Genomic DNA, 10,776 nt, shown 5'->3' with positions numbered 1-10,776 from the left:
GACTTGCTCTGTTCCTCGGAAAGGCGTTCAAATTCACGCAGCAGCTTTTCCTGCTCGGCGGAAAGCTTGGTGGGGGTTTTCACCACGATGCGGATGAGCAGATCGCCGGTACGCTTTTCGCCGGGGTATTTGAGCCCCTTGCCGCGAATCTGGAAAACCTTTCCGTTCTGCGTACCCTTGGGAATATCAAGATCCAAGGTTTCCCCTTCATTGATGCTGGGAATCTGTATGCGTGTACCCAGAGCAGCCTGGGGGAAGGATATGGTTGCGGTGTAGATGAGATCCTGCTCCTCGCGCTCGAAGATCTCGTCTTCTTCCACATGAAGCACCACATACAGATCGCCGGGAGGCCCTCCATGCACGCCCATTTCCCCTTCGCCGCGCAGGCGCAGGCGCGCTCCGTCGTACACGCCGGCAGGAATACGCACCGAAAGCTCGCGCACGTTTTCCACAATGCCTTCGCCCTTGCAGCGGGGGCAGGGCTTGGGGATGGTGAACCCGCGCCCGTGGCAGGCAGGACATGGCTGCACGAACTGCATGAAGCCCTGGCGTATGGCCACCTGACCGCTGCCGCCGCACTTTTTGCACGTCTCCCTCGAAGAACCCTTGGCCGCACCGGAACCGTTGCAGTCCGGGCAAGACCCATGACGAGGAATCTTGATAGCCTTTTCCACGCCCTTGGCGGCTTCACGGAAGGAAATGGTCAGGTTGTAGCGCAGATCATCCCCCTGCTGGGGCCGCGGCCCGCGGGAACGGCTTGAGCCGAAACCGAACAGGTCGCCGAAAACATCGCCGAACTGAGCAAAAATATCCTCGGCGCTGTTGAAACCCGCACCGCCCATACCCGGTTCGGCAGTGCCGAAACGGTCGTAATTGGCGCGGCGTTCGGGATTGCGCAGGACATCATAGGCTTCGGCGGCTTCCTTGAATTTCTGCTCCGCCTCGGGGTTGTCCGGGTTATGGTCGGGATGATACTTGAGCGCCAGCTTGCGGTAGGCGTGCTTGATCTCCTCCTCCGAAGCATCCCGGGAGACGCCCAGAATCTCGTAATAATCGCGCTTGCTCATGGGAATGTTCCGAACAACAGGGCTTAATCGTCAAGATCGGGCGCAGACTCGCCTTCCACAGGGGTATAGAAGCGCTTGTCTTCGGGCAATACCTTGCCGGCGGCGATTTCGCGCAGGGCCGTCACCACTTCCTTGTTCTTGCTGTCCACCAGAGGTTCGTAGCCTTCGCGGAACTGACGCACACGCTTGATAGCCATCTGCACGAGCAGAAAACGGTTGTCTACGCGGCGCTGGCAATCTTCTACGGTAATACGGGCCATGAAATGCCTCCAGGAAGTTTCTCCGGAACAAGCCGGGTGATATCGGAAATATGTAAGTGCACTCCCTGACCGGAGCACGAAGAGAAAAGAAAACTTCGGCATGATGCCGAACCATTTTTTTTATCTAATGCGCCATATATTGTCAATATGTTAAACGTCTGTCCCGCAAGGGGAGCCCCCCCTGCGGGAAAAGCTGATCCGACAGCCCCTGAGGCTTATTTCCTGCGCTTGCCGAAACGGTGCACGGGGCTCTCCGGATCTGTTTTTATGGCAAAAAAGTCGTCGGGAGCGCCATGGAAGGCTTCCCTTTCCTCATGCCCGCGAACCGGACGACGACCATGAGGATCATGTTCATGGAAGGATCTTCCTTTCTCATCGTGAAAGCGGGACTTCTTCCCCTCTTCGAAACGGGGACGCGACGGACGGAAATTTCTCTCCTCCCCTCCACGGCGGGAAAAGCGGCGCTCCCCCTTCTCTTCAAAACAAGGGTGCTCCTCATGCCTGCGGAAAGAGCGTTCCCCACGGGCATCCCCCTCTTCCCTCATCTCTCGGACAAAACGGCTGCGGTGTTCACCACGGCCTCCCTCACGGGCAGGGCCGTCCTCACGGCCGAAGCGAACCTCTCCCCTGCGGGGGCGGAAGGAACGGCCTTCGCGGGGCGAAAACTCTTCCTCCTCAAATCGACTCTCCCCTTCGCGGAAACGGGGACGCTCTGGACGGAAGGCCCTCTCTTCTCCGCCACGGCGGGAGAAGCGGCGTTCCCCGCCCTCTTCAAAGGCGGGGCGCTCCTCTCTTCTGCGGAAGGGGCGGCCTTCGTCACGGGAGGGTACATCACCTTCCTGCTCAAAATGCTTCTTTCCAGGACGGAAGGACTTTTTAAAACCATGTCCGCGCGCAAAAGGCGCGTCGTCTTCCCTCTCTTCTCCCCGGAAAGGGCGCTCCCTGCGCCACGCTCCGGCTTCACGCCCGCGAAAATCCCTTCTCTCTTCGTCGGAATCGTCCTCCCCCCACCGGTCGGAGGCATAGCGGAGCCTGCGCTTCAGCTCCTTCTCTTCCCTGCGGGGGCGAAAGCCCTTCCTTCCGGCAAAGGCCCGGCGGCCCGTGCGGCGCTCCCCGCCTTCCTTCCCTTCAAAGCTGCCCGGTTCGCGCTCGTCACGCCTGCGTCGGAAGGGACGACGCCCTTCCTCGTCTTCCTTTTTATATTCCAAGTCTATCTCCAGTCGGCCGACATGCACGCCGGCAAGTTTTACCGTCACTCTCTGGCCCAGGCGGAAGACTTCGCCGCTGTGCTCTCCGCGAAGCTCCTGCCTTTCCTCATCAAACACATAATAATCCCGGCCCAGAGTCTCCACACGCACCATGCCCTCCACAGGCATGCCGTCCAGCTCCACGAAAAAGCCGAAATTCATGACCCCGCTGATGACGCCCCCGAAATATTCCCCGGTACGCCCCTGCAGCAGAAGGCAGCCCATGCGCCTGTTGATTTCCCGCTCCGCATCTGCGGCGGCCCTTTCCCTGCCGTTGCACTGTTCCGCCACTTCCAGAAGCTTGTGCCCGGCGGGAATGGCCCCACCTGTATCGAGGCCGAGAACATAGCGCAGAGCGCGATGGTTCACAAGGTCGGCATAACGCCGTATGGGGGAGGTGAAATGGCAGTAGCAGGCTGAGGCGAGACCGAAGTGCCCGTCTTCCTCCGGGGAATACCGCGCCTGCATCATGGAACGCAGGGCAAGGCGGTTCACGATAAAAGCCTGATCCGTGCCCGCCGCCGCTTCCAGCACATGGGGAAGCCATACGGGCGTACCCGCCCTGGCCGCACGGGGCAGAGGCAGATCGGCATCCGTGCCGCGCAGGGCGTGATACAGCTCTTCCAGCCTGTCCGGCCCGGGAGAGGGATGAACGCGGTACAGGAAAGGCGCATTGTGACGGGCAAGGAATTCGGCCACGGCCTCGTTGGCGCGCACCATGAAAGCCTCAATGAGGCGGTGGCTGAACAGCCGTTCGCGATTGTGTATGCCGGTCACGCGGGAAGATTCCCCTTCCCGCTCCACCACGAACTCCGCTTCCGGCAGGTCGAAGTCCAGAGCTCCCTGCCTGCGGCGGCGCTCCATGAGCACCCCGGCCAGGCGCGCGGCATCCTCCAGCATGGCGGGCACGCCCGGGGCACGCTCCTCCAAAGCCAGAGCGGCTTCGCCTCCGGGATGATCCAGCGCCGCCTGCACTTCACGGTATGTCAGGCGCGCGCGGGATATCATCACCGCATTGGTAAAGCGCGTCTCCACCATGTTTCCCTGCTCATCCAGCGCCATGTCCACGGCCATGCAGCGCCGCTCCTCGCGGGGCCGCAGGCTGCACACGCCGTTGCACAACGCCTCCGGCAGCATGGGTTCCACGGACAGGGGAAAATAGTAGGAATTGCCCCGTTCACGGGCCTCCCTGTCCAGCGCAGTCCTCGGCCGGACGTAATACGACACGTCGGCAATAGCCACAAGCAGCCGCCAGCCCTCCGCCGTGCGGCATACGCATACGGCGTCGTCGAAATCGCGGGCATCTTCCCCGTCTATGGTGACCAGCATTTCCCCGCGCAGGTCGGCAAGGCCTGCCCTGTCGTCGCCCCGGGCTGCCGCCTCCGCTTCCGCAACGACATTGTCGGGAAACTCCATGGGAATCCCGTTGTTCAGTTTGGTGAAACGCTCCTGTACCTCCGCGTCGTTCTCCAGGCCCAGGGATGCCACGGCTTTGCCTGCCCACAGGGGACGGCTTCCGCCCTCCTCCAGCTTTTCCCCCATGGCGATACGCAGAAGTTCCTGTTCCCCGGGATTCTTTTCCAGCGCGGAAACATCGGCGATTACGTCAAAGCCGAGGCGGGCATCGGCAGGGCGGCACACAACCGTATGTTCCGCAGCCCCTTCCCGCAACACGCGGGCCACGATTTCCGTCTGCCCGCGCCGTACCACGGCGACGACCCGGCCTTCCTGCCCCCTGCGTGCGCCGCGCTTCATGGGCAGAAGCATGACTTCCACAAGATCGCCGTTCCAGGCGTCGCCCACATGCTCGGGAGCGACATAAATATCCTGCCCCGCCCTTGCGGCGGCATCCTCCGGCGTGACGAATGCCGCGCCGGAACGCTGCACGGAAAGCACGCCGCGCCGCGTTTTCAATTTCCCGGCGACCACAAAACTGCCGCCCTCAAGACGCACCACCTCGCCCTCCCGGGCAAGGCCGTGCAGCTCTTCCAGAATATCGCGCTTGAGCCTGCGCGAATACGCGCCGAGACGCAGGATATCGTCGAGCCGCAGAGGGCGGCCCGCCTTTTCAAGCAGACTGAAAAGCTGCTCTCCGTCGAACTGTTCCACTCTTTTTTTCATGTTGTATTCCTTGCCCATGCGAGGCTGTACCCGCAGACAGGGCGAAATTCAGCGCGCGACAGGCTCCGGCTTCCACGAGGGAACATGGCGGCCGAGCCAGGCTTCCCACCAGGTTTCAAAATCTGCAGCAGGATCTTCCCCCCCGCCCAGGGAAGCAAAAAAACGGGCAGACACTTCCAGGGAAAAGCAGGGAAGCGGCAGGGAAAGGGAAGCCAGTTTTACGGAATCCTTGCCGGTACAGACCACAGGCAGGCCAAGGGAGCGGAGTGATTCAGCCTCCCCGCTGAAGTCGTGATGGTCAGGAAAAGCCAGCACCTTTTCCGGCGCCCGGCCCAGAAAAGCCACTACCGTATGCAGGGCCTGCGAAGGGTCGCCTATGCCGCAGAGAAAGGCATACGGCCCTTTCACGGCCGAAGCCCCGACAAGAGGCGTATCCATACATCCCCCCACGGGACGCAGGCCGGAAGGCTCCATGCAGAAGGCGAACACGGGTCGGGGAAAGCCCCTGAGACGCTCCTTCAACGCGGGCACAAGTTCCGGCCATTCCGAAGGTTCCGCCTTGATGAGGAAAGCTCCCGCGTCGTTCAGGGCAGAGACAGGTTCGCGCCAGCTTCCGGCGGGGATGATCCTGTTCCAGTTGGAAGGCGGGCGGCCCGGTGCGGGACGAAAACGCACGTCATCCTTGTCAAGAAGCACAAGGTCGAGGTCCCGCCCGGTGGAAAGATGCTGGAACCCGTCGTCCAGCAGATAAAGGTCCGGCGGGCAGTCCCTTTCCAGAAGACGGCCCGCACGATTGCGGTCAGGGTCCACCATGACCACGGCCCCGGGGTGCCTCATAGCCAGCATGAGAGGCTCATCCCCACATTCCGAAGCGTCCATACCCGTTTCCACGCGCAGCGGCAGGCAGGAAGGGCGCGCCCCATAGCCCCGGGTAAGCACGGCCGCGCGCAGGCCTTTCCTTTCCGCGTGGGAGAGCAGCCAGTCCGTGACCGGAGTCTTGCCCGTCCCCCCCCAGGAAATATTGCCCACGGACACGCAAGGACGCGAAGGTTTCCAGCTTTTTGCCGTACCGCGCCGCGCAAGCGCACGCCTGCAAAGCCCTCCCAGTCCGTAAAGCATGGAAAACGGCAGAAGGAGCGGAAAAAGGAGATTCTGAAGAGGGTGGCGTTTCGCCATGGCAACACCGGCGGGAGCAGAAAGGAGGTCTGGAAAAGCAAGCCTTCACGCCGGAATGTTCCGGCGAAACATTTCCCGCATGATCCTGCGGCTCAAAAATCCGTTCCAGAAAAGCTTGAAACGAAGGAATCGTCCGTCCGGCCAGGGTACGAAAACGAACATCTACCCTTGCCCGCCTTCCGGACGCTGAATGGGCGTATAGTTGAGGACGGAATCCCTGTCCGTACTTTCCAGCTTGAAAATCACAGGGCGAAGCCCGTCGTTACAGCTGCAGATGGCCACTCCCGGCGTCCGTATCCAGTCGCCGTAATAAAAAAGTTCCTTCCCCGATCCGTGAGCCAGCGCGAACACATACTGATAAGCGGCCTTCCACGCCTCATCGCAGAAGTGTTCCGGCTTCGCATAGTCGGCATAAAATACCTGCCCGGCCTTCACAGGAGGCCGAGCCGCTCTGTACCATAGTCCCAGGCAGATGAATCTGACGTCCTTCCCATCGCTGCGAGCCTCTTCCGCACAAAGAACATACAGATAAAAAAAGGCCGGCCTTGCACCGGCCCCGAAAGGCTGAGAAGAAGGCCGCAGAATTCTGCGGCCCCCTGGTATTTAGCTGTTGCGGTTGCCGAAAAGACGCAGCAGGAAGAGGAACATGTTGATGAAGTCAAGGTACAGCGTAAGCGCACCGAGAAGAGCACCGCGGCGCATGGCAAGGCTGTCGTCCACAGGGGCGCTTTCGCCCATCATGCGGAGCTTCTGGGTATCAAAGGCGGTAAGGCCGGTGAAAATGATCACACCGAGCACGCTGATGGTGAGATCCACGGCGGTATTGCCGAGGAAGGCGTTCACAAGACTGGCCAGCAGGATGCCCCACAGGCCCATCATGAGGAAGCTCCCCATGCCGGAAAGATCACGCTTGGTCACCATGCCGAACACGCTCATGCCGCCGAACATACCGGCGGTGACTATGAAGGCCTGCGCCACGGAAGCGCCGGTGTACACCAGAAGCACCGGTCCGAGGAATACCCCCATAAGCGCGGAATACAGCAGGAAAAGCCCGGTGGCCGCACCCGAGGAAAGAACATGCATCCGGGCCGTGATGTACATGGAAAGACCGATGACGCCTACCATGAGCAGGATCATCATGATGGTATTGGTAAACAGGAACTGCATAATGGCCATGTTGGAAGCGGTGAACACAGCCGCGAAGGCGGTGACGCCCAAAGCCACAGTCATCCACAGATAGACCTGCTGCATGTAAACGGCGACATTGGAGCGGCTGTAACTTTGCACCTGGTCGCGAGAAGTATCGCTCATGAAAGTTTCCTCCCGAAGGGGTTGATAACCTGGTTTACCGCAAAACTCTGCGGATTCAGTATGACAATAAGGCTTCTTCACCCATAATGCAAGCCGGTAAAGGGGAAGAATCCGCCGAGGCTTGACGGGAACGCCTCTTTTTCCTATTTTTTGCGGCGGAGGCGTCTCGTAACCGGTGTTGCGCCTGGTCTTCAAAACCAGTGTCAGGCTGAGAGGTCTGAGGTAGGTTCGACTCCTATACGCTTCCGCCAGCAATACCGTCATAAAGCCCCATAAAGCTTCAAACGCCTTGTGGGGCTTTACTGTTATCCTTTTCCTGGGGGCCTTCCACGCCTATCTGAGGCAGACGTTCCTTTTCGGCAGAGGCCTGGGACACAGAGCCTCTCAGGCCTGTTCAGGCTCTATGGAGGGAATGTCCGCAACGACTTCAGGGCATATCAAAATACCGGCTGTGCCGCCTGCGGATGGCGCCGAACAGGGGAATAAGGCAGAATGCCAGGGAAACAATCAGCATGCAGAGAGAAATGGGCTGTTCAACGAAAATAGCGTAGGAATGCCCAGAAATGGTCATGCTCTGGGTGAACCCTGTTTCCATCATGGGGCCGAGAATAAGGGCCAGAATGAGCGGAGCCAGAGGAATGCCGAGTTTCTCCATAAGAAAGCCGCACACGCCGAAAAACAGCGCAACAAGAATATAAAACGTGCTGTTTCCCGCCGCGAACGCACCCGTTACACAGAGAATCACAATGGCCGCCCCCAGAAGGACATCCGGAATGGCGAACACGAATCGTGCAATGACCCGCCCGAGGAAAAGCCCCATAGGGCCGAGAAGGAAGTTGGAAAGGAAAAAGCCCACAATGATGACATAGGCAATATTGGAAGGATCGGAGAACAGCGTGGGGCCGGGGCGGAGGCCGTGAATCATCAGCGCCCCGAGAAAGAGCGCCGACGTGCCGTTGCCGGGAACGCCCAGAGAAAGCAGCGGCACCATGGAACCACCCACCACCGCGTTGTTGGCTGCTTCAGGAGCGGCAACGCCTTCGGGCACACCGGTGCCGAATTCCCTGTCCTTATTCTGTGCCTTGGCCAGATCGTAAGACATATAAATAGCCATGACCTGACCGGCGCCGGGCAGAATTCCGATGATGGTCCCCAGAAGGGAGCTTGAACCTATGACGGGAAGTATCCTGCGGAAAAGTGAAAACGAAGGGAACGTCCTGCCTAGCTTGAGGCGGGAAACGCCGACCGACGCCGTTGATCCGGTATTTTTCGAAAGTTTCTCCATAAGCTGAAAACCGGAAGAAACACCGAACAGGCCTATGAGTGCCGCCACGAAGGGGATACCTTCAAGAAGTTCAAAATAATTTCCTACAAAACGGGGAAAACCGCTTTCCGGGCTCATGCCCACCGTGGAGAGCAACAGACCCATCAGGCAGGCAACAAGAGTTTTTGCCGCGTTTTTGCCCGCCATACCGGCAACGGTGGAAAGGCCGAGGACGCCGAGAGAAAAATATTCCGCCGGACCGAAATACAGTGCGTAGCTTGCCAGCGTGGGGGCAAAGAACATAAGGCAGGTGGCGCTGAACAGCCCGCCGAGAACCGAGCTTATGGTGGATATGCCCAGAGCAAGCCCGCCCTCCCCCTTCAGCGTCATGGGGTATCCATCCATGACTGTGACCATGGAGGACGCCGTTCCGGGGATACGCAGCATGATAGCAGGAAAAGATCCTCCGTAACAGGCTGCGGTGTACAGACCGGCCAGCATAAGCAGGGCTTGGGCAGGATCAAGGTTGAAGGTGATGGGGATGAGAACCGCAATGGCAATGACGTCATTGATCCCGGGAATGGCACCGACGACCAGCCCCAGAAAAACACCGAGCACCAGCCAGATAAAAAATTCTGGACTCAGAACCGTGACGAAGGCGGCAAAAATCTGTTCCATGGTTAATCCCTTTGTCTATGGAAGCATTTCATATTTGAAACGCGATGGACGTCGGCCGTGCCACGGCCTCTTCCCTGCGGGAGCTTGTGTTCCCGAAACATCCGGGGAGGAGTCGTGAAGCCATAGTGCGTATTCGCCACACAGAAAAAGCAACAGAAAAAACGGAATGGCGAAAACACAGAACAGCCGCCCCTTCGCGGGCAGAGCCTGAAGGCATGCGGATGCCCAGGCTCTGCCCTTTCAAAAGACTTACAGTCCTATGCCAAGGCCGGCGAAGGACGGAGGCAGAGGCACTTCCAGAAGAATGTGAAAAATGAAGAATATGACGCCGGGGAAAATAACGGAAAACAGTACGGCAATGATTTTATGTGGGTACCCCCCGTTGAGAATGGTAAGAAGGCTCAGCAGTGCGGCGGAAATAAAGAAACCGACGCGGGGAAGAAGAAAAAAGAAACCGATAATGAGCACTACCTGAAGAACGATCTTCCGATAATTTTTCAGGGAAAAGGAAAGAGGTGCTCCTTCTTTCAGAAAGGATTTGACAAGAAGAAACGCAGAACTGACGGCCAGGCAGGAGGCTATCAGCAGAGGAAACTCCCTATCCCCATCAGGATAGTGAACGGCGACCGCAATAACGGTCATGCTGATGATGAGGAAGAAAAGATAAATAAAGACATCCTGTTTCCATATGCCCATGGCTCACCTCAGTTTGCCTTGATCTGATCCTGGAGCAGGAAGCTGCAGGTATGAGCAATGTTATCCATGGTCTGCGAGAAGGTTTCGCTGTTCATATACACACAGGGGAAGCCGGCCTTCTGCATACGGGCTTGGAATTCGGGGGTGTTTATGACCTTACCGAAAATTTCATCAAGCTTCTTCACCACGTCGTCAGGAGTGTCGGCTCTTACGGCAAGACCACGAGTTGTGCCCCATTCCGAAGAACGCTCGCCGTTCATACCCGTATAGAAAAAGCCTATGCTGGAAAAAGGCGTCAGGTTTTCAAAGCCTTCATACTTCTTGTCGGACATGATGCCTATGCAACGGACTTTGCCTGCGGCAATATTGACGGAAGCTTCACCAAGGCTCAGAAGCGCCGCTTCCACATGGCCGCCGAGAAGCTGCGTAATCTGCATGCCGCCGCTCTTGGCAACCACATAGGAGAACTGCACATTGAACTGCTTTTCAAGCAGCATGCCCCCAAGCTGCGGAATGTTGCCCGGTGCGGAAATATTGATGATGATCTTACGCTGCTTTGCCGTGTCCATGAACTGTTTGAGGTCTTTGATGGGGGAGTCGGCCCGCACCACGATGACCGTGGGATCCTGACAGAAGGCCGCTATGGGTTTGAAGGAATCCACTTTGAAGGGAGTCTGCCTGGTCAGCGCGGCCATAATGGTGGTAGGCGTATAACCCAGCATTGTATAGCCGTCGGCAGGAGCCTTGAACACGGCCGTGCTGCCCGCAATGGATCCGCCCGCGGGCATGTTTTCCACAATGAGCTTATGGCCGTTGATATACGGGCCGGCCAAATCCGCCATCATGCGCACAGGAACGTCCACACCGCCGCCGGCGCTGTAAGGAACGATGACTTTTATATTTTTATCCGGATATTCGGCAAAGGCAGGCTGAACCATAGCGAAGCAGGTGGCAAC

9 protein-coding genes and 1 tRNA gene are annotated in these 10,776 nt (G+C 58.5%); 1 reads left to right on the top strand and 9 read right to left on the bottom strand.

Annotated elements, in window-relative coordinates; translation table 11 throughout:
* From dnaJ to K8W16_RS02610, 6 genes are all read right to left on the bottom strand, one after another.
* Positions 1–1,067: molecular chaperone DnaJ (gene dnaJ, locus K8W16_RS02635; RefSeq protein ID WP_304120904.1), on the bottom strand; the 1,067-nt coding region annotated here is incomplete at its 3' end.
* Between the two features lie 23 nt (positions 1,068–1,090).
* A complete protein-coding gene (gene rpoZ, locus K8W16_RS02630; RefSeq protein ID WP_304120903.1) occupies positions 1,091–1,327 on the bottom strand; it encodes a DNA-directed RNA polymerase subunit omega in 237 nt (78 codons plus the stop codon).
* A 215-nt stretch (positions 1,328–1,542) separates the two neighbouring features.
* Entirely contained in the window at positions 1,543–4,695 is a 3,153-nt protein-coding gene (rnr, locus tag K8W16_RS02625; RefSeq protein WP_304120901.1) for a ribonuclease R, read from the bottom strand.
* 48 nt (positions 4,696–4,743) lie between these two features.
* Positions 4,744–5,871: a tetraacyldisaccharide 4'-kinase gene (lpxK, locus tag K8W16_RS02620; protein ID WP_304120900.1), complete on the bottom strand. Its 1,128-nt coding sequence runs from the start codon at positions 5,869–5,871 to the stop codon at positions 4,744–4,746.
* Between the two features lie 162 nt (positions 5,872–6,033).
* Positions 6,034–6,306, bottom strand: a complete 273-nt coding sequence (locus tag K8W16_RS02615; RefSeq protein ID WP_304120899.1) for a TIGR04076 family protein — start codon at positions 6,304–6,306, stop codon at positions 6,034–6,036.
* A gap of 168 nt (positions 6,307–6,474) precedes the next feature.
* Positions 6,475–7,182, bottom strand: a complete 708-nt coding sequence (locus K8W16_RS02610) for a Bax inhibitor-1/YccA family protein (RefSeq protein ID WP_304120898.1) — start codon at positions 7,180–7,182, stop codon at positions 6,475–6,477.
* 157 nt (positions 7,183–7,339) lie between these two features.
* Here K8W16_RS02610 and K8W16_RS02605 point away from each other — a divergent pair.
* Positions 7,340–7,433, top strand: a tRNA-Sec gene (locus K8W16_RS02605).
* A 176-nt stretch (positions 7,434–7,609) separates the two neighbouring features.
* Here the strand turns inward: K8W16_RS02605 and K8W16_RS02600 are convergent.
* The 3 genes from K8W16_RS02600 to K8W16_RS02590 all read right to left on the bottom strand — a co-directional run.
* Positions 7,610–9,124 carry a tripartite tricarboxylate transporter permease gene (locus K8W16_RS02600; RefSeq protein WP_304120897.1) on the bottom strand — a complete coding sequence of 505 codons (1,515 nt, stop codon included), beginning with the start codon at positions 9,122–9,124 and terminating at the stop codon, positions 7,610–7,612.
* A gap of 249 nt (positions 9,125–9,373) precedes the next feature.
* Positions 9,374–9,766, bottom strand: a complete 393-nt coding sequence (locus K8W16_RS12350; protein WP_369694452.1) for a tripartite tricarboxylate transporter TctB family protein — start codon at positions 9,764–9,766, stop codon at positions 9,374–9,376.
* Between the two features lie 62 nt (positions 9,767–9,828).
* Positions 9,829–10,776 (bottom strand): tripartite tricarboxylate transporter substrate binding protein (locus tag K8W16_RS02590; protein ID WP_304120895.1); only part of this gene is annotated, 948 nt, incomplete at its 5' end.

Source organism: Mailhella massiliensis (assembly GCF_020741395.1).
GTDB lineage: Bacteria > Desulfobacterota > Desulfovibrionia > Desulfovibrionales > Desulfovibrionaceae > Mailhella > Mailhella massiliensis_A.
This window is presented reverse-complemented; position numbering and strand designations above follow the sequence as displayed.